We start from the raw sequence: 18321 nt of genomic DNA, 5'->3' as shown, positions 1-18321 counted from the left end.
TCGTTTACCATGAGGTTTCCGTCTCGCCTCCCCGCTGGTGAGGAGAAAGCTCATGCTGACGCTCAAGAAAATCGAGATCGATACCTATCGGGACAATGTGGCCTTTCTGGCCCGAAACTGCGATCTCTACAGACCCGAGGAATATCAGGCCTTCAAGAAGGTGGAGGTACTGAACAACGGCTGTAACTGCCTGCAGGCCAAATTGCTGATCGTTGATGATCCGGCCATCGTCGGCCCCAATGAACTGGGCCTGTCGGAACAGGCCTTTCACCGTCTGGGGCTGGCAGCGGGGGCATCTGTCTCCATCCGTCCGGCCGTCCCGCCGCAAAGCCTTGACCATGTCCGCAGCAAGATCCACGGCCATACCCTTGATCCCGGCCAGATCGAGCAGGTGATCAGCGATATTGCCGCCTTCCGATATTCGGAAATGGAAATCGCCGCCTTTCTGGTGTCCTGCGCCGGCTTCATGACCACGGACGAAATGCTGTCCCTGACACAGGCCATGGCCAAGGTCGGGAACCGTCTGTCCTGGAAGGCCCCGATCGTCGTTGACAAGCACTGTATTGGCGGCATTCCGGGAAACCGGACCTCCATGATTGTGGTGCCGATTGTGGCCGCTCACGGCCTGACCATCCCCAAGACCTCGTCCCGGGCCATCACATCCCCCGCCGGAACCGCCGACACCATGGAGGTTCTGGCCAAGGTGGACCTGTCCACCCGGCAGATGCAGAAGGTGGTCGAGGATTGCAACGGCTGCATTGTCTGGGGCGGGCATGTGAACCTGTCCCCGGCGGATGACATCCTGATATCCGTGGAACGCCCGCTGATGATCGACACCCGCGAACAGATGGTTGCCTCGATCATGTCAAAGAAAGCGGCGGCAGGGTCCACCCATCTGCTGATCGATATTCCCATCGGATCATCGGCCAAAATTCGCACCCCCACCGATGCCATGCGGCTTCGCAAACTGTTTGAATATGTGGGCGGAAAAATCGGACTGGATGTCAGTGTCACCGTCACCGATGGCACCCAGCCGATCGGCAACGGCATCGGCCCGGTTCTGGAGGCACTGGACGTCATGGCCGTTCTGGAAGGTGCGTCCGGTGCCCCGGCGGACCTTCGGGAAAAATCCCTGCGCATGGCCGGCACCATTCTGGAAAATGACCCGGCCCTTCACGGCGGCACCGGATATGCCCGCGCCCGGCACCTTCTGGACAGTGGCGCCGCCCTTGAAACCATGAACAAAATCATTGATGCGCAGGGCCGGAATACCAGCCAACAGGAGCTTGGGCCCCTGACCTCGGAAATTACAGCGCCCGCCAACGGGGTGATTTCCGCCATTGACTGTTTCCGCCTTGCCCGGATTGCCCGCTATGCCGGGGCCCCCATGGATACGGGTGCCGGTATCCGGTTATTCAAAAAAGTGGGCGACACAGTCCGCAAGGGCGATCCGCTGTACCGGATTCATGCCTGCTTCCAGTCCGACCATCATTTTGCCGCCGACTTTGCCACCGAGGCGTCCGGCTATACCATCGGGGGTCACCCGTGACCCCGGTCAGCCTGCATTTCCACCCTGCAAGCGAGGCCCCCGCCCGGCAACTGGCTGCGCATCTGGACGTGCCCTGCCATCCCATCCATATCCATACCTTCCCGGACGGGGAAAGCCGGGTGCGGATCCACCCGGTCACAGGCACGGCGCTGTTGTTCGTGTCACTGGATCGTCCCAACGAAAAGCTGATCCAGACCCTGTTCGCCGCCGGGGCCCTGAAGGAAAATGGCGCGGACCGGATTGTGCTGGTCGCGCCCTATCTCTGCTATATGCGGCAGGATACCGCCTTCGAGGCTGGTGACGCCGTTAGCCAGCGCCTGATGGCGGGCATTCTGTCCGGCTTTTTTGACCGCATTGTCACGGTCGACCCCCACCTGCACCGCATCCATTCGCTGCGGGAAATCTTTCCTGACTGCGAGACCGACGCCCTTGGCGCCGCGCCGCTGATCGCCGACCTGCTGGCAGCGGAACCGGCATCCGGGCCGCGAATACTGGTCGGACCGGACAGCGAATCCGAACAATGGGTCCGGGCCATCGCCGACCGGGCGGGCCTTCCCTTTACGGTTGCCACCAAGCAACGGTTCAATGATCGGGATGTGGCCGTTTCCCTGCCCGAAACACCGCCACTGCACAACGTCCACGCCATCCTGATCGATGATATCCTGTCCAGTGGCGGAACCCTTTCCCGGTGCGCCAATGCCGTCCTGAAGGCGGGTGCCAGAAAGGTGGAGGTGATCGTCGTTCACGATCTGGGAGACAGTGCGGTTCGGGACAAATTGCAAAAGGACGGCATCGCCCGCCTTCGCTCCACCGACAGTGTTCCCGCCCCCAGCAACGCCCTGCCCCTTGCCCCGCTGCTGGCAGACGCCCTGATCAACGAGAAAACAGGACCCCGCTGATCCTTTCCGCCCGCCGCGCCCCTTGCATTAAAATTTTCTATATCAATCTTTTATGGTTTAGGGTTGTTTCTGGCGAGGTTTGAAAGGGCAAGGGGAACGTGGCAGGCAAGAAAACCTTTTTGACATCCCTTCTGATCGTGGCGGCGCTGGCAACGGGCGGCGGTCTGCTGTGGTGGAATGCCCTGCCCCCGGCCTATCGAACGGCCCCGGCCCATCTTGGCCCCGCCGTCGAGGCTGTTTATGCCACCGCTGTTGTCGAGCCGGTGGAATGGGCCAAGATTGCCCCCATCACCACCGGACGTATTGTGGAAATCAACGTTCAGGAAGGCGAGACCGTCCGCAAGGGGCAGGTTCTTGCCCGTATTGATGATGCGGACCTGCGGGCCCAACTGGCCGAGGCTGAGGCCTTGGTGGAGTTTTACGAAAAAACCCTGCAGCGGCTGGAAACCCTGCTGAAGAAAGGCTTTGAATCAGAGGAGCAGCACGACATCCGCGAAACCGATCTGGCCCGCGCCAAGGCCCGCGTCAGCCTGTACCGGGAAAAAATCCGCCAGCTTGCCCTGACCGCGCCCATGGATGGCACCGTCCTGTGGCGGGATGTGGAACTGGGCGAAGTAAAACAGGCCGGCACCGCCCTGTTCTGGGTGGGCCTGCCCGGCTCCCTCCGCCTTGAGGCCGAGGTGGACGAAGAGGATATCCCGAAGATCACTCCCGGCCAGACGGTCCTGATCACTGCCGATGCCTTCCCCGGCAAGGTCATGAAAGGGTCCGTTCGCTGGATCAGTCCCAAGGGCGACCCGCTAACCAAAAGCTACCGCATGTATGTGTCCTTGCCAGACACCATCCCGCTCATGATCGGCATGACAGTGGAAACCAACACCATCGTCCGCGAAAACGGACAGGCCCTGTTGATCCCGGTCGACGCGTTGCTGGAAGGCGGGGCCGTCTGGACGGTCGGACAGCAGGATGAAAAGACGCGGGCCCGAAAAGCCCCGGTCACCACCGGTATCCGGGGTGAACAATTTGTGGAAATCAGCAGCGGCCTGTCAGAGGGCGACCCGGTTCTGCTGCCGCCGTTTGGTGCCCTTGAAGACGGTCAGGAAATCCGGAGGCAGCGATAATGCGAACCGGCAACCTGTCCCTGAATATCGCGCTCACCCATCTGACAGGCCGCCTGAAACCCACGATCACTGCCACGCTGGGGGTGGCGCTCGGGGTCGCGTTTTACATTGCCATGACCGCCATGATGGAAGGGTTTCAAGGCTACTTCATCCAGAAAATCATTGATGTTTCCCCCCATATCGAGATGAAGGACGAATATCGCGCCCGCCCGGTCCAGCCACTGGACCATCTGTATAACCGGGCAGAGGGGGCCATTTCCCTGTCCAGCATCAAACCGAAAGAGGAAATCCGCGGCATCAAGAACGCCGACAGGATCGTGCGGACCACCTCGCGGATGCCGGGACTGAAGACAGCCCCCACACTGGAGGGGCAGGTTGTCTTCCGGTATGGCCTCAAGGATCTGGCGGCAACCCTTGTCGGCATTGATCCCGAACGGGAAAAGCAGGTCACAAAACTGGCGCGGGATATGGTGAAGGGCACGCTGGACGACCTGCAGGCCTATTCGGGAAGTGTCATTCTGGGCAGCGAACTGGCGGACGAACTGAACGCCGATCTTGGCGACCGGGTGACGGCCATTTCTGTCTCTGGCACCGTCAAGGTCCTGAAGGTCGTGGGCATTTTCCACACCGGCATCGTCGATCTGGACAAGACCGTTTCCTATGCCCTGCTGAAAGACGCCCAGATCCTGCAAAACCGGCCGAATGTGATCAACGCCATCCGCTTCTCGCTGGACATCCCCGACAATGCCGTCGAGATCGCCCGGCAACTGGAAAACCGCTTTGGCTACAAGACCGTTTCCTGGCAGGAGGCGAACGAGGGGATCATCTCGGTCTTTATCGTGCAGGATATTGTCCGCTACGCCACCAGCAGTGCCATTCTTCTGGTCGCCTGTTTCGGCATCTTCAATATTATCTCGACCCTGATCAATGAAAAGGTCCGCGATATCGCCATTCTGAAATCCATGGGCTTCACCCCGGCTGATATCCAGCGGGTTTTCCTGATACAGGGCATGATCATCGGCCTTGTGGGCATGATACTTGGCTGGGGGCTTGGCTATGCCATGTCCCGCGGGCTGGGCGCCATCCGCATCGACATGGAAGCCATCATCGCCACCCAGTATCTGTTCATCGTGTATGACCCGATCCATTACCTGACCGGCGGCGCGGCCTGCCTGCTGGCCGCGGCCTTCGCCGCATGGATGCCCGCCCGCCGCGCAGCCGCCCTCAAACCTGTCGATATCATTCGCGGAGGGGCCGGATGACCGCCTCTCGCCCGCCGCTAATTGAAACACGGGAGGTCACCCGCATTCTTCCCCTTGAGGTGCCGGTCACCCTTGTCAAAGACATCTCCCTGACCGTCCAGGCGGGAGAGTTCGTCTCGGTCACCGGTCCGTCCGGTTCCGGGAAATCCTCCCTGCTGTATCTTCTCGGCCTGCTGGACCGCCCCACCAAGGGGGAGGTTCTGGTCAACGGACAGCCCACCGGCCCCTTGTCCGATGTGGCCCTGTGCGACCTCAGACTTCGAAAACTGGGATTTGTCTTCCAGTTCCATTTTCTGCTGGCCGAATTCACGGTCCGGGAAAATGTCATGGTTCCCATGCACAAGCTGGGGGTCCTCTCCCTCCGTCAACGAACAGAGAGGGCGGAAAGCCTGCTTGGCAGCATCGGGCTTGCCGATCATCTGGACAAATATCCGTCGCAACTGTCTGGCGGACAGCGCCAGCGCGTCGCCGTCGCCCGCGCCCTTGCCAACGAGCCGGAAGTCATTCTGGCAGACGAGCCCACCGGCAATCTGGACACCAAGAACAGCGAGGTTGTTCAGGATATTCTGCGAAGTCTGGTGGATGCCGGTAATACCAGTGTTATCATGGTCACCCACGACCCGGCCCTTGCCGCCCATGCCGACCGCAATATCCATCTGGTCGATGGCCGGATTGTCCCCACCCCTTAAGGGGCACCCGGCGGGAAAATCACCTCACAGACCCCTGAGAAACCTGTTGACCGCCCTCCCCAAGGATTGTATTTATTTACGTACACCATTCGGTTTTTCGAACATTAAAAAGTGGACGCCCTGTCTGTCCCTCCAAGTCAGGCAGGCAAGCAACAAAAGGAGAAGCCATGATTAACCCAATGAGCCTTGAGGGTCAGAATATTATTGTAACCGGTGCCGGTCAGGGGATTGGCGAAGCCGTTTCCCGTCTGGTCGTGGATCTGGGCGGCAAGGCCATTCTTGTCGACCTGCAGGAAGACAAGCTGGCCCGTCTTTCAGAAAGTCTGGGCGCCGACAAGACGGAAGTCCATGTGGGGTCCGTTGCTGATCCGGGATTTGTCCAGCGTATGGTTGACGAGACGGTTCGCAACAATGGCGCCGTACACGGTCTGGTCAATAATGCCGGTATCGTGCGCGCCGCCATGGCCGTCAAGATGCCGATCGAAACATGGCAGCAGGTGATCGACGTCAACCTGTCCGGTGTGTTCTATTGCCTGCAGGCTGTTGGCCGGCACATGAACGAGCGGGCCGAGGATGGCGACACATCCCCCGCCTCCATCGTCAATATTTCATCCGATGCCGGTCGTCGCGGCACCATTGGCCAGATCAACTATGGCGCGGCCAAGTCCGGCGTCATGGGCCTGACCATGAGCGCCGCCCGTGAATGGTCCGCCAAACAGATCCGCGTGAACACCGTCTGCTTCGGCGTGGTGGAAACGGAAATGACGGAAACCATCCGCTCTGACAAGTTCCGCGATGGCGTCATGGCGCAGGTGCCCATGAAACGCTTTGCCACCCCGGAAGAGGTCTCTCAGCCGGTTTGCTTCCTGCTGTCCAACGCGGCCAGCTACATCACCGGTCAGCATCTGTCCGTGAACGGTGGATACACCATCGGCGTATAGGCGGATACGGGCAGACCCTGCCGTCACGCCCGCTTTTCCGGATTTGATGGGGACGCCTCATTGACAGGCGCCCCCACTGGAATCAAAGTACAGGCGCTCCGCTTCAAGGGGAGGACAGAACCGGCAGAAAAGGGATGCCGACGCTGTCAGCAAAGCGGAATTGACGATTAATGGCAGGCGGGAAAATGGGAATGAACAACACAATGCGTAGCGACAAAGAAACCGACAAGGGTCAGACGGCAAGAAGCGGACCACAATCCGTTGGCCGAATCTTTTCGATCCTTGAGGTGCTGTCCAGCTCCCGGGCCGGGGCGACCCTGTCCGAACTGGCATCGACCACCGGTGCCCCCAAGACCAGTCTTGTGGGCCTGCTGGCCGGGCTTGTCGCCGAACGCTGCCTGATCCGCAACGAAGCGGGGCGGTATTTTGTTGGTCCGCGCTTCATCGCCCTTGCCATGAAAACCGTTTCCGGGCGGGAACTTGTCACCCTGTTAAAGCCGGTGATGGAGGAACTGGTGGAGCAAACGGGGGAAACCGCCGTGTTTGCCGTGCTCGATCAGGAAGGGGATCTGGTCAACTATGTGGCCAAGGTGGAAAGCAGCAACCCGATCCGCTATGCCGTGACGGTTGGCGAACGCCGCGAACTTTACTGCACGGCCCTTGGCAAGGTTCTGCTGGCCCATTTCCCGGCAGACCAGAGGCAAGCCTATCTTGAAAAGACCCTGCTTCGGCAACACACGGACAATACCCTGACGGACAGGGCCGCGCTTGAGCAGGAATTGAAGCGCATTCGCGATGAAGGGATCGCGCATACACAGGATGAACTGTTCATCGGCGCCAGTGGCATCGCGGCCCCGATCCTGTCGTCAGACGGAACGGTTATCGGCGCCCTTGCGGTGGCCGGGCCAACGGAACGGTTCATTGCCAATGTGAAAATACATGAAAAGTACCTGGTAAAAGCCGCGACTGAATGCACCCTTCTGGCAGGCGGGTTGCCTGCCCCCCAAAAGCCGGGGAACCGGCCCTAACCTGAGTATCATGTTTCTGTCCGGTCGCTGACCGGCTCCGGGTGTCCTTCAGTCGAACCATAAAAAAAACAGACAAAAAGGTGGGAGGACACCAGAATGAACATGCATCTTACGGAAGAACAACAGCAGATCCGGGACAGCGTCCTGAGGCTTTGTTCCCGGTTTGACGACCAATACTGGCTTGATCGGGACACCGACGGGCAGTTCCCCGAAGAATTCTGTCAGGCAATTGTCAGCGAGGGCTTCATGGGCATCGCCATGCCCGAGGAATATGGGGGCAGCGGCCTTGGCATTGCCGACGCCGCCGTGATGGCGCAGGCCATTACCGAATCCGGCGCAGGAAACGCAGGCTTCGCCGCCCTGATCATCGGCATTTTCGGGCTGAACCCGGTGGTGGTTTTCGGCACGGACGAACAGAAGAAAGAATGGCTTCCGCGGGTCATCCGGCGCGAGGATGTGGCCTGTTTCGCGGTTACCGAACCCAATACCGGCCTTGATACGACCCGCCTGAAAACCCGCGCCGTCTGGGATGGCAGCCACTATATTGCCAACGGCGAAAAGGTCTGGACCTCAACCGCGCTCAGATCCAACAAGATGCTGCTGATCGCCCGCACCCAAAATGATACCGAACGACCCATCGACGGGCTTTCCCTGTTCTATACAGACCTGAACCGGGATTATGTGGATATTCGGCCGATCGAGAAGATGGGCCGGAAATGCGTGGATTCAAACCAGCTGTTCATTGAGGACCTGCCGATCCCCAAAGAGCACCTGATCGGCGAAGAAGGCAAGGGCTTTCGCTATCTTCTGCACGGCCTGAACGCGGAACGGATCCTGATTGCGGCGTCCATGGTCGGGTTGGGGCGCTGTGCCCTGAAAAAAGGCGCGGATTATGCCCGCGACCGGGTCGTGTTTGGCCGCCAGATCGGCATGAATCAGGCGATCCAGCATCCACTGGCCGAATCCTGGGCCGAACTGGAAGCGGCCAACCTGATGGCCTTTCAGGCGGCGCGCCTGTATGATTCCGGGCAGGAGTGCGGTCTTCAGGCAAACGCAGCCAAGTATCTGGCCGCCGAAGCCACCTTCAAGGCCTGTACCAATGCGGTCATGACCCATGGCGGCATGGGATATGCCAAGGAATTCCATGTGGAACGATACCTGCGAGAAAGCCTGATCCACCGTCTGGCCCCCATCAGCCCGCAACTTATCCTCAGCTATCTGGCGGAACATGCGCTGGATTTGCCCAAATCCTATTGACCCGGTGGGCGGCCTCCGGGTCGCCCCTGTCATTCCAAGAACAAGAAAAAAAGGAACAACCTGAATGAACAGACCACTGGAAAATGTGAAGGTCATCGACCTTTCCAACATGCTGATGGGGCCCTATACCACCCAGATTTTGGGGGATATGGGCGCCGACGTTATCAAGGTCGAAGCCCCCGGCGGAGACCCGGTTCGCGGGATCGGTCCCTTTCGCAACCCCGGTATGGGGGCCATTTTCCTGAACTGCAACCGCAGCAAGCGCAGCATTCAGCTTGACCTTAAAAAGCCCGAGGGACTGGCCACCCTTCTCGATCTGCTGAAGGACGCGGATATCTTCGTCTATAACCGCCGCCCGCAGGTTATGGAGCGCCTTGGCCTGTCCTACGAAATGATCTCCGAACTGAACCCCCGCATTATCTATGCGGGGCTGTATGGCTATGGTCAGGGCGGCCCTTACGAGAAAAAGCCCGCCTTCGACGACCTGATACAGGGGGCGGTCTCCATTCCATGGCTGTCCCATATGGCCGACGGCAGTGACCCGGCCTATACGCCCACCGCCATTGTCGACCGCGGCGTTGGCCTGTGGGCCGTGGGGCAAATTCTGGGGGCGCTGTTCCATCAGTCCCGAACCGGCAAGGGCCAGAAACTGGACATGCCCATGTTCGAGATGATGGCCAGCTTCGTTTTGGCCGATCATATGGCAGGGGCTACCTTCGAACCCAGCGAAGGGCCGCTTGGATATGCGCGCATGCTGAACCCCCACAGACGTCCTTTCCGCTCCAAGGACGGGTATGTCTGCGCCATGGTCTATACGGACAAGCACTGGCAGGCCTTTTTCAAGGCACTGGGGCAGGAAGAGACCATGACCTCTGATCCGCGGTTCCTCAACATGACCACGCGGACAGAAAACATCGCGTCCATCTATGCCGATCTGTCGAACATCATGAAAACCCGCACCACGGATGAATGGATCGCCCTGTTTGACGAAGCGGATATCCCTGCCATGCGCCTGCAAAGCCCGGATGACCTGCTGGAAGATCCGCATCTGCAAGCCACGGGCTTTTTCTCTGTGATTGATCACCCGTCAGAAGGGCGGCTGCGGGATATGGCCTATCCGGCCACATGGTCGGAAACCCAGCCATCGCCGTCACGGCCGGCCCCCCGTCTTTCAGAGCATAGTGCGGAAATTTTGCGGGAAATCGGCTATGACGATGCCCGGATCAAGGCCCTTGCCGATACGGGCGTAACCCTGAAAGCCGAATAAAAAAAGGTCCCAGCCGCCCCCCTCAAATCGCGGCTGGGACCCCTCCTCCCCAACTAGAACTGCGAGTTGGGCAGGAAAAGCGACAGCACCGGGAAAATGACAATCAGGGCAAAGACAAACAGGTCCATTGCCAGAAAATTGATAACCCCCCGGAAAATGGTGTGAACCGGGACGGTTTTTTCCACGACACTGCTGATGATAAAGACGTTCAGGCCCACAGGCGGGGTGATCAGGCCGATTTCCAGCAGTTTTACGACCACAACACCAAACCAGATCAGGTCCAGCCCCATGCCTTCCACCAGCGGAATGACAAACGGCAATGTCAGCAGCATGATCCCGAGCGGGTCCAGAAACATCCCCATCAGCAAATAGAGCAGGACAATCACCACCAGAATGGCCCAATTGGGCATCTGGTAATATTCCGTCAGGCCCAATACATCCTGCGTCAGGCCTGTCAGGGACACGAAGGCCACAAACATCTTGGCACAGACAGCAATAAAGAAGATGGACGCGCTTTGAACGGCGGTGTCCTTCATGGCCTGAAGGAATTTGTCCCAGTCCAGCTTTCTGGCGAGAACCCCATAGCCAATGGCAACGGACAGACACACGGCGGCCGCCTCGGTCGCTGTGAAGATACCGCCATAAATACCGCCAATGATCACCACAAACAGCAACAGGGCAGGCCACGCCCGCGCCGTCGCGATCCAGCGTTCCTTCACCGTATAGGTCTCATCGGGAACAGGCCCCGCCTCTGGCCGCAGACGCGCCCAGATATAGATGACCGTCATAAACCCGAGAAGCGACAGAAGACCCGGAATAACCCCGGCCAGAAACAGCTTGTTCACAGACTGTTCGGTAAACAGGCCATACATGATGAACAACACGCTTGGCGGGATCAGTGCCCCCAAAGTGCCGCCCACAGCCACCGTGGAGGTCGCAAGGGACGGACTGTATTTAAAGCGTGTCATCTCAGGAATGCAGATCCGCCCCATGGCCGAGGCACAGGCAACGCTGGACCCGGTAATGGCGGAAAAGCCGCCGCACCCCACAACAGAGGCCATGGCCAACCCACCCGGAATACGGGACAACCAGACCCGCACCGCAAAGTAAATCTCGGTGGTGATGCCGGCGTGAAACGCCACATGCCCGAGCGCGATGAACAGCGGTACCATGCTTAACGGATAGGAATGCAGGAACTCGAACACGTTCGAGGAAATCAGGGCCATGGTCGGATAGACCGCCCGAACGGCCTGGAATTCCTCTCCGCCGCGGAACCCGAAAAAAAGATAGGTACAGATGATGGCAAGCCCCGCCAGCGCAAACCCGATGGGCACGCGCAGCGCAATCAGGACCATCGCCACAGCAAAACCGGATAAACCGATAACACCAGGATCCATGATCAGATTTTCCTTTTACTTGTTCTTGTTTTTGAAAATCATGAGTTCCCGGACATCCTGCAGGGTCAGCACAACCAGCCGGACCACAAAGAAGGTATAGCCCAGGAAAAAGGCCAGTCGTCCGGGCCATTCCGGTAATCCCAGATCGCCGAAGAAATAGGCCTCATCCTCCCAGACACCTGTCAGGTCAAGGTAACCCCCATAAACAATGGGCAACAGGGTCAGGCTGCCAACCGCCGAACTGAGAATGTTCAGCCAGAGCTGGGCGCCGGGAGACATGCGCGATGTAAACACCTCGACCATGATGTGGGCCCGGCCTGCCGTCACATAGGCCAGTGGCAGGACAACCGCCCCCATCATCAATTCCCGAACGATGATGACCGAATCCGGAAAGGACCAGCCGAAAAACGTCCGGGTCAGGATGTTCAGGGTAATCAACGCCCCCATGGCAAGAATGCAGATCACCGAGATCGTCAGCAATCCGCGTTCCAGACCGGCAAGCCACAAGGGCCTGCCGGTCATGTCCTGACTGTCCGGGCTGTCCGGGCCGTCCGCAGACCTTAACGCGTCCATGGATAGCCTGCACTCAGCCGTTCGTCCTCATACTTCTTGAGAAGGGCGAGGAACTGCTTGTGCATGGCAGCACCGTCCATGCCCAGTTTCTCGGCCTCTGCCTGCCACTCGGCCAGATAGGGGCCCGAGGCTTCCAGCAGCTTTTCCTTGTCGGCAGGCGACAGGGTGTGAATGTTGACCTTGTTGCCATCGGCTGCCTTTTCCAGTTCCGCCAGCGCATCCATGTTGCCCTGCCGGGCCTTTTCCGCAAAGTGATCCACATAATCGGACCCAAGCTGGTTGATGATGTCTTTCTGTTCCTGCGGCAGGGCCTCATAAGTGTCCTTGTTCATCACATAGGCAAGGCCCAGCAAGGCACCCCAGTCCAGCAATGTGACCTCGCTGGCCACTTCCTGAAGCTTGAACGCCGGGATGGCATAGGTATAGATCTGCGAGCAATCCAGCAGCCCCGTATCCAGCCCCTGATAGGACTTGTACACGGTCATGCTGACAGGGGTCGCGCCCAGATCCTTGAAGATCTTGCCATAAACCCCGATACCGCGCACTTTCTTCCCCTTGATATCCTCCAGGGTCCGAACGGGATCGCCCTTACAGATCAACTGGATTTCTGTGGCAGTCACATTGGCAATGAACTGCAGGTTCAGCTTGTCGAACTCGTCCTGCAAATCCTTGTTGGTCTGGATCAGTTCATACATGGCGCGGGTGCTGACCCACGGATCGGAATATTGGGTCGGCAGGTCGCCCAGCGTCAGGCCATGGTGGAATTTCGGGTTATACACCCCAAGGACAAGGCCCATATCGGCTGCACCGGCGCCGATACCCTTCGGTGCCGCTTTCGCCTTGAGGAGGGCACCGCCCCAGTGAAATTCGATTTTCAAGTCGCCATTGGTTCGCTGTTCAAGCTGATCCGCAAACCACATGCTGGCTTCCGCCCGCGTGCCCCGGTTGGGACTGCCGTCCGTCCAGGTCAACGTCTTGCCGGCGTGACTGACACCTGCGGCGGTCATGGTCATGACCGTCGCCAAAGCCACCAGTCCTGTCTTTACTGAAAATTTCATATTTTTCCTCCCTCTGATCCGCTGCCCCTGTCCCGTTCCTTCTGGTGGGAACTCTTGGACAACGATATGCACAACACGGCTTCTTATTGTTCTTCTTTACGTATCAAGTACCGTTTTTCGAACAATACTGTCATACATTCCGCTTTTGTCAATTTAGAAAATAGAATAATCATGAAATTCCAGATTGTGCGATCGGGCTCCCCTCTGAAAAAAGGCATAAAAAAACGCCGAAGACCGGAGCCTTCAGCGTTTTTCCTGAAATGGGTGATCCTTATCCCATGCGTTCAGACGCATAACTTCCCGGACTTGCCGGGAACACCACGGTCTTGTTGCCGTTCAGGAAAACCCGACGGTGAATATGGGCGTGAATGGCCCGCGCCAGAACCTGACTTTCAACATCGCGGCCAAGCGATACATAATCTTCGGCGCTTTGGGCATGGGTGACGCGGACAATGTCCTGTTCAATAATCGGTCCCTCGTCCAGATCCGCCGTCACATAATGCGAGGTGGCCCCGATCAGTTTCACGCCCCGCTGGAACGCCTGTTTATAGGGGTTGGCGCCCTTGAAGCTGGGCAGGAAGGAATGATGGATATTGATGATCCGACCGGACATGCGGCGGCACATTTCATCGGAAAGAACCTGCATATAGCGGGCCAGTACCACCAGTTCGGCCCCGGTTTCCTCGATAATGGCCAACTGCCGGGCTTCGGCTTCCGGCTTGGTGTCCTTTGTCACGGGGACATAGTGAAACGGAATATCGTGGTTCACGACCAGTTTCTGGTAATCAAGATGGTTTGACACCACGCCGACAATATCAATGGGCAGGGCCCCGATCCGCCACCGATACAGCAAATCGTTCAGGCAATGCCCGAAGCGGGACACCATGATCAGGACCTTCATTTTCTGGCTTTCGTCATGGAAGGACCAGGTCATGTCAAAGGTCCGGCCGATTTCCTCAAATTCAGCCGACAGGCTGTCCAGCGTTCCACCCGTTTCGCTCTGGAAGCTGATACGGGTCAGGAAACGGCCGGTTTCCTGATCATCGAACTGCGCACTGTCGGTAATATTACATCCATGCTCTGCCAGAAAAGTAGAGATTGCGGCAACAATACCCCGCCGGGATTGGCAGGTCACTGTCAGGGCGAATTTGGTCATCGAAACATTTCCTGTTGTCCAGAATCATGATGGGCCCGGCCTGAAACGGGGCTGGTCCGGCGTCATCAATTCCGGCCCCCGGCAGTCAAGGCGGAACAACCCATACTCCACCACGCGGTGTGAATCAATACGGCCCGCCACTTTCTGAAGGGCACGGTTCGGGAAAGGGATGAAAAAAGGGGGTGGGAACGCCTGTCCGTCCTTGGCATCGACCCAAAAAAAGGCCGGACCAATCCCCCCGACTGGCCCGGCAAAAAGGTCAGGAGGGCGGTGCCCTCCCCGACACCGCCGCTCCCGGGCGCTCCTCAGGCGCCATACATGGCTTCAATTTCCGCCATGTATTTGTCTGTGATGCTTTGCCGCTTGACCTTCATGGTCGCGGTAACCTCACCATCATCATGATCCAGCTCCTTGGTCAGCAGATGGAATTTCCGGATATTGGCAACCGTCGCCATCTTGCTGTTTCCAACCGAGACTTCCTTCTGGATCAGGGAAAGCACATCGGGGTTCTCGGTCAGGTTTCGGAAATTGGTATAGGTGATATTTTGGCCTTCCGCCCATTGCCCCACCGTCTCAAGGTCAATCTGGATCAGGGCGGACACAAACTTCCGCTTTTCACCGATCACGATGCATTCCTTGATATAGGGGCTGTCCTTCATGGTGTTCTCGATCTCGGTCGGGCTCAGGTTCTTGCCGCCCGCCGTGATCATGATATCCTTCAGGCGATCCACGATCCGCACCTGTCCATCCTCGATCCGAACCACATCCCCCGTATGCAGCCAGCCGTCCACAACCGTGTTCCGCGTGGCTTCCTCATTCTTGTAATATCCGGGAAACACCAGATCGGACCGGACCAGCAATTCACCCGTCTCCGGGTCGGCCTTCAGGTCCACCCCATACACGGCGGCCCCCACGGTGCCGGGGCGCAAGTCGTCAAGGGACTGGACGGTGACGATCCCGGTCGATTCCGTCTGGCCATAGGCCTCCACCACCGGCAGGCCAATGGTGCGGAAGAAGGTCAGGACGGACGGGGAAATGGCCGCAGCCCCACTGAGGGCAATTTTGGCCTTCCGCAAGCCAACGAAATTCTGCAACGCCCGGAAAAAGGCCCAATAGCATATCTGGAATTTCAGCTTCTCAATCAGGGTCCGCTCGCTTGGGGCCTTGGTCGCAAAGGGCTCGCACTGGGCCAGCGCCGCCTGATAGAGTTTCAGGCGCAGCGATCCGGCCTCAACCATCTTGATATGTACGGCGGACTGCAGTTTTTCCCAGATGCGCGGAACACCCAGGAAGAAATCAGGGGCCACCTCGCGCACATCTTCCTGAACGGTGCGGATGGATTCGCCGAAATTCACCTGATATCCGGTATAAATCGCGCCATACATGGTCAGCAATTGTTCCGCCACGTGGCACAGCGGCAGATAGGACAGATACTTATAGTCGGGCCGGACGGACAGGCTGCGGATCACCACCTCGCCCTGTGCCCGCATATTGCGATAGGAAATCATTGCCCCCTTGGGCCGCCCCGTGGAGCCGGAGGTATAGATCATCAGCCCCACATCTTCGAGGGACTGCTGGTCCAGCGCCGCTTCCAGATCGGCAAGGCGGCTATCGCTCAATTCCTTGCCGCGGGCAATCACATCCTCAAACAGAACCACCTTGTCAGCGGGATAACTGCGAAAGCCCTTCTTTTCCAGAACCAGAACCTTGCGCATTTTTGGCAACCGGTCCCAGCTTTCAATCACCTTGTCTGTCTGCTCCTGATCCTCACAGACGATAAATTCCACATCCGCATGTTCCAGAACATAGGCGATCTCGTCCGCCGGGCTGGTCGGATACACCCCGACCGACACCGCCCCCAGAATATTCGCCCCCACCTGGGAAAGGACCCATTCCGTGCGGTTCTCGGACAGAATGCCAAGATGCCCCCCTTTTGACAGGCCAAGATCCGCCAGACCAAGGGCAAGATAGCAGCTGGTCCGGTAATATTCTTCCCAGGTCATCGGGGTCCAGATACCAAACCGTTTCTGGCGGATGGCGATCCCCTGTCCGTTGTTCTGCGCATGACGGCGCAACATCTGCGGAATGGTCAGTTCGGGCAATGCTGTGTTCTGGGTCATGGAATTGAACTACTCTGTATCAGGAAAGCCAGCGCTTGCGGCGCTTGTAATGTTTGATATCCCGGAAACTCTTGTGTCCTGCATCGTCTCCGCCGCTCATGCCCAGATAAAATTCCTGAACATCCGGGTCATCGGTCAGAACACTGGTCGGACCATCCAGCATGATCCGGCCCGTTTCCATGATGTATCCATAATCGGCGACGGCAAATGCCATGGCGGCGTTTTGCTCGACGATCAGCATGGATGTTTTCTGCTCGTTATTGATACGGGCAATGATGCTGAAGATTTCCTCGGTCAGCAGGGGCGACAGGCCCAGTGACGGCTCATCCAGCAAAATGATCTTGGGGTTGGCGATCAGCGCCCGGCCAATGGCCAGCATCTGCTGTTCCCCACCGGACAGATATCCGGCCAGCCCCTTCCTGCGTTCAAAAAGACGGGGAAAATACTCATAAACCAGATCGAACCGTTTTCTCGCTTCCGCGTTCGACCCCGCATAGGTGGCGGCAATCATGTTTTCCTCGACCGTCAGGTCCTCGAAAATCCGGCGCCCCTCCATCACATGGAACAGGCCGCGGCGGACCAGACCATGGGGGGTATCCGCCCGCACGGACTGGCCATCGAACAGGATATCGCCCGATTTCAATTCGCCCTTTTCCATTTCCAGAAGGCGCGAAATGGCCTTCAACGTGGTCGACTTTCCCGCGCCATTTGAACCGAGAAGGGCGACGATGGCCCCTCTCGGAACGGATAGCGACAAACCGCGAAGAACTTGAATCGTATTGTTGTAGACGACTTCAATATTCTGAATATCCAGAATTGGATCTGCGTTTGTCATCAACGACTCCTTAGTCCAAACGAATCCAGTCGGAAGCCGGAACCATCTTCTGCTGCTTCACGTCAGCCCGGTACACCCGGCCAACCGGAACAGAGTTCCCCTTGACGGAGACCGGAATACCGACGATGCCGCCAGTGTCGAAATCCTGAATGGCCTGCAGGCCTTCCTTGATATTGGCACCGTTGATTTCCTTGCCCGCCTTGATGGCGTTCCGGGTTGCTTCAGCCATCATCATGGTGCTGAAGAAGCCCTGCATATAGGCGTTGGACTGGTAGGTATCCCGCATGGAGCGGATTTTCTCCAGCATCGGAGCGTTTTCCACGTCGCTGTAATAGTAGTTATAGGGGTTCACACCCATGAAGCCTTCGGCAACCTCGCCCATCTTCATGACCATGGAGTTATCCATGGACCAGAAGGTTCCCATGAACTTGGTGTCCAGCCCCATGCTGCGGGCCTGTGTGATGAATTCCGGGATCGGCGCCAGAACATAGCCGTGGAAGATCACATAGTCAGGACGGGCGCGGCGGATTTTCAGAACCTCGGTGGACACATCCACACCGCCCGGCGCCGTGGAAATCACCAGATCCATGTTCAGGCCCAGTTCCTTGGCCTGTACCTGCGCTGTTTCAACCGGATCCCGGCCAAATTCCGTATCGGAATGAACCAGTCCGACCTTGGCGCCCGGTTTTTCCTCGGCAATATATTTCAGCAGAATGCCGATCATTTCCGTGTAGGTCGGCCCCGGAATAAAGATTTTCGAGTATTTTTCTGGATCATCCAGTTCGGACGCAAAAGACGCACCGGCCATGATCATCTTGCCGGACCGCTCCACTTCCGGGGAAATGGTCTTGGCGAAGGCAGTGGAATCACCATAATACAGGTTCACGTCATGCTGGCTGGTGATCTTGTTATAAACCGCCACGGACTGGTCCACCTTGTAGCCGGTGTCTTCCGGCACATAGACCAGCTTGTGGCCTTCGATCCCGCCATTGCTGTTGATGATTTCAGTGGCATCCGTAATACCGGCATGAACCCCGACACCCGCAAAGGCAAACACCCCTGTCAGCGGAATGGATCCCCCGAGAACAATATCCTTCTTTTCCTGCGCCTGTACGGCACCCCCCATCAGCCCAACGGCCAACAGGGCGGCGGCGGTGCGCCTGGTCATT

General features: G+C 58.0%; 16 protein-coding genes. 9 read left to right on the top strand and 7 right to left on the bottom strand.

Features of this window, described 5'->3' with window-relative positions:
• The first annotated feature begins 52 nt into the window (after positions 1-52).
• The 9 genes from FQB27_RS01600 to FQB27_RS01560 all read left to right on the top strand — a co-directional run bounded on the left by FQB27_RS01600 (position 53) and on the right by FQB27_RS01560 (position 10013).
• Positions 53-1549, top strand: coding sequence for a thymidine phosphorylase family protein (locus tag FQB27_RS01600; RefSeq protein WP_169559123.1), 1497 nt, complete (start codon positions 53-55; stop codon positions 1547-1549).
• Positions 1546-2448: a ribose-phosphate diphosphokinase gene (locus tag FQB27_RS01595; RefSeq protein WP_169559122.1), complete on the top strand. Its 903-nt coding sequence runs from the start codon at positions 1546-1548 to the stop codon at positions 2446-2448. The genes FQB27_RS01600 and FQB27_RS01595 overlap by 4 nt, the downstream gene beginning before the upstream one ends.
• A 119-nt stretch (positions 2449-2567) precedes the next feature.
• Positions 2568-3569 (top strand): efflux RND transporter periplasmic adaptor subunit, encoded by a 1002-nt coding sequence (locus FQB27_RS01590; protein WP_169559121.1) that lies wholly within the window; start codon positions 2568-2570, stop codon positions 3567-3569.
• A complete protein-coding gene (locus FQB27_RS01585) occupies positions 3569-4831 on the top strand; it encodes an ABC transporter permease (protein ID WP_169559120.1) in 1263 nt (420 codons plus the stop codon). The genes FQB27_RS01590 and FQB27_RS01585 overlap by 1 nt, the downstream gene beginning before the upstream one ends.
• Positions 4828-5520 carry an ABC transporter ATP-binding protein gene (locus FQB27_RS01580; RefSeq protein WP_169559119.1) on the top strand — a complete coding sequence of 231 codons (693 nt, stop codon included), beginning with the start codon at positions 4828-4830 and terminating at the stop codon, positions 5518-5520. The genes FQB27_RS01585 and FQB27_RS01580 overlap by 4 nt, the downstream gene beginning before the upstream one ends.
• A 167-nt stretch (positions 5521-5687) precedes the next feature.
• Positions 5688-6461, top strand: a complete 774-nt coding sequence (locus FQB27_RS01575; RefSeq protein WP_169559118.1) for an SDR family NAD(P)-dependent oxidoreductase — start codon at positions 5688-5690, stop codon at positions 6459-6461.
• Positions 6462-6664: 203 nt separating this feature from the next.
• Positions 6665-7489 carry an IclR family transcriptional regulator gene (locus FQB27_RS01570; protein WP_169559117.1) on the top strand — a complete coding sequence of 275 codons (825 nt, stop codon included), beginning with the start codon at positions 6665-6667 and terminating at the stop codon, positions 7487-7489.
• 96 nt (positions 7490-7585) lie between these two features.
• Positions 7586-8746 carry an acyl-CoA dehydrogenase family protein gene (locus tag FQB27_RS01565; protein WP_169559116.1) on the top strand — a complete coding sequence of 387 codons (1161 nt, stop codon included), beginning with the start codon at positions 7586-7588 and terminating at the stop codon, positions 8744-8746.
• A 64-nt stretch (positions 8747-8810) separates the two neighbouring features.
• The gene (locus FQB27_RS01560) at positions 8811-10013 is read left to right on the top strand and encodes a CaiB/BaiF CoA transferase family protein (protein ID WP_169559115.1); all 1203 of its coding nucleotides are present in this window, start codon (positions 8811-8813) and stop codon (positions 10011-10013) included.
• 53 nt (positions 10014-10066) lie between these two features.
• Here FQB27_RS01560 and FQB27_RS01555 read toward each other — a convergent pair whose 3' ends face one another.
• The 7 genes from FQB27_RS01555 to FQB27_RS01525 all read right to left on the bottom strand — a co-directional run bounded on the left by FQB27_RS01555 (position 10067) and on the right by FQB27_RS01525 (position 18320).
• Complete coding sequence (locus tag FQB27_RS01555; protein ID WP_169559114.1) at positions 10067-11410, bottom strand: TRAP transporter large permease; 1344 nt, start codon at positions 11408-11410, stop codon at positions 10067-10069.
• A 15-nt stretch (positions 11411-11425) separates the two neighbouring features.
• Positions 11426-11983: a TRAP transporter small permease gene (locus FQB27_RS01550; RefSeq protein WP_169559113.1), complete on the bottom strand. Its 558-nt coding sequence runs from the start codon at positions 11981-11983 to the stop codon at positions 11426-11428.
• Positions 11971-13041 carry a C4-dicarboxylate TRAP transporter substrate-binding protein gene (locus FQB27_RS01545; protein ID WP_169559112.1) on the bottom strand — a complete coding sequence of 357 codons (1071 nt, stop codon included), beginning with the start codon at positions 13039-13041 and terminating at the stop codon, positions 11971-11973. Before FQB27_RS01545 ends, FQB27_RS01550 begins: the two co-directional genes overlap by 13 nt.
• Positions 13042-13312: 271 nt before the next feature.
• Entirely contained in the window at positions 13313-14197 is an 885-nt protein-coding gene (purU, locus tag FQB27_RS01540) for a formyltetrahydrofolate deformylase (RefSeq protein WP_169559111.1), read from the bottom strand.
• Positions 14198-14502: 305 nt separating this feature from the next.
• Entirely contained in the window at positions 14503-16317 is a 1815-nt protein-coding gene (locus FQB27_RS01535) for an AMP-dependent synthetase/ligase (RefSeq protein ID WP_169559110.1), read from the bottom strand.
• 19 nt (positions 16318-16336) lie between these two features.
• Complete coding sequence (locus FQB27_RS01530; RefSeq protein WP_169559109.1) at positions 16337-17152, bottom strand: ABC transporter ATP-binding protein; 816 nt, start codon at positions 17150-17152, stop codon at positions 16337-16339.
• 10 nt (positions 17153-17162) lie between these two features.
• Complete coding sequence (locus FQB27_RS01525; RefSeq protein WP_206374165.1) at positions 17163-18320, bottom strand: ABC transporter substrate-binding protein; 1158 nt, start codon at positions 18318-18320, stop codon at positions 17163-17165.
• Position 18321: the final 1 nt, after the last annotated feature.

The organism is Sneathiella chinensis (assembly GCF_012720115.1).
GTDB classification, from domain to species: Bacteria; Pseudomonadota; Alphaproteobacteria; order Sneathiellales; family Sneathiellaceae; genus Sneathiella; species Sneathiella chinensis.
Note: the sequence above shows the minus strand (reverse complement) of the source record. Positions and strands in the feature narration are given on the sequence as shown.

Excerpts from the sequence above, each read along its gene's own strand:
- FQB27_RS01585 (WP_169559120.1), top strand. The coding sequence starts at position 3,569 with ATGCGAACCGGCAACCTGTCCCTGAATATCGCGCTCACCCATCTGACA.
- FQB27_RS01545 (WP_169559112.1), bottom strand. The coding sequence starts at position 13,041 with ATGAAATTTTCAGTAAAGACAGGACTGGTGGCTTTGGCGACGGTCATG.
- FQB27_RS01565 (WP_169559116.1), top strand. The coding sequence starts at position 7,586 with ATGAACATGCATCTTACGGAAGAACAACAGCAGATCCGGGACAGCGTC.
- FQB27_RS01600 (WP_169559123.1), top strand. The coding sequence starts at position 53 with ATGCTGACGCTCAAGAAAATCGAGATCGATACCTATCGGGACAATGTG.
- FQB27_RS01550 (WP_169559113.1), bottom strand. The coding sequence starts at position 11,983 with ATGGACGCGTTAAGGTCTGCGGACGGCCCGGACAGCCCGGACAGTCAG.
- FQB27_RS01525 (WP_206374165.1), bottom strand. The coding sequence starts at position 18,320 with ATGACCAGGCGCACCGCCGCCGCCCTGTTGGCCGTTGGGCTGATGGGG.
- FQB27_RS01560 (WP_169559115.1), top strand. The coding sequence starts at position 8,811 with ATGAACAGACCACTGGAAAATGTGAAGGTCATCGACCTTTCCAACATG.
- FQB27_RS01570 (WP_169559117.1), top strand. The coding sequence starts at position 6,665 with ATGCGTAGCGACAAAGAAACCGACAAGGGTCAGACGGCAAGAAGCGGA.
- FQB27_RS01555 (WP_169559114.1), bottom strand. The coding sequence starts at position 11,410 with ATGGATCCTGGTGTTATCGGTTTATCCGGTTTTGCTGTGGCGATGGTC.
- FQB27_RS01575 (WP_169559118.1), top strand. The coding sequence starts at position 5,688 with ATGATTAACCCAATGAGCCTTGAGGGTCAGAATATTATTGTAACCGGT.
- FQB27_RS01535 (WP_169559110.1), bottom strand. The coding sequence starts at position 16,317 with ATGACCCAGAACACAGCATTGCCCGAACTGACCATTCCGCAGATGTTG.
- FQB27_RS01580 (WP_169559119.1), top strand. The coding sequence starts at position 4,828 with ATGACCGCCTCTCGCCCGCCGCTAATTGAAACACGGGAGGTCACCCGC.
- FQB27_RS01530 (WP_169559109.1), bottom strand. The coding sequence starts at position 17,152 with ATGACAAACGCAGATCCAATTCTGGATATTCAGAATATTGAAGTCGTC.
- purU (WP_169559111.1), bottom strand. The coding sequence starts at position 14,197 with ATGACCAAATTCGCCCTGACAGTGACCTGCCAATCCCGGCGGGGTATT.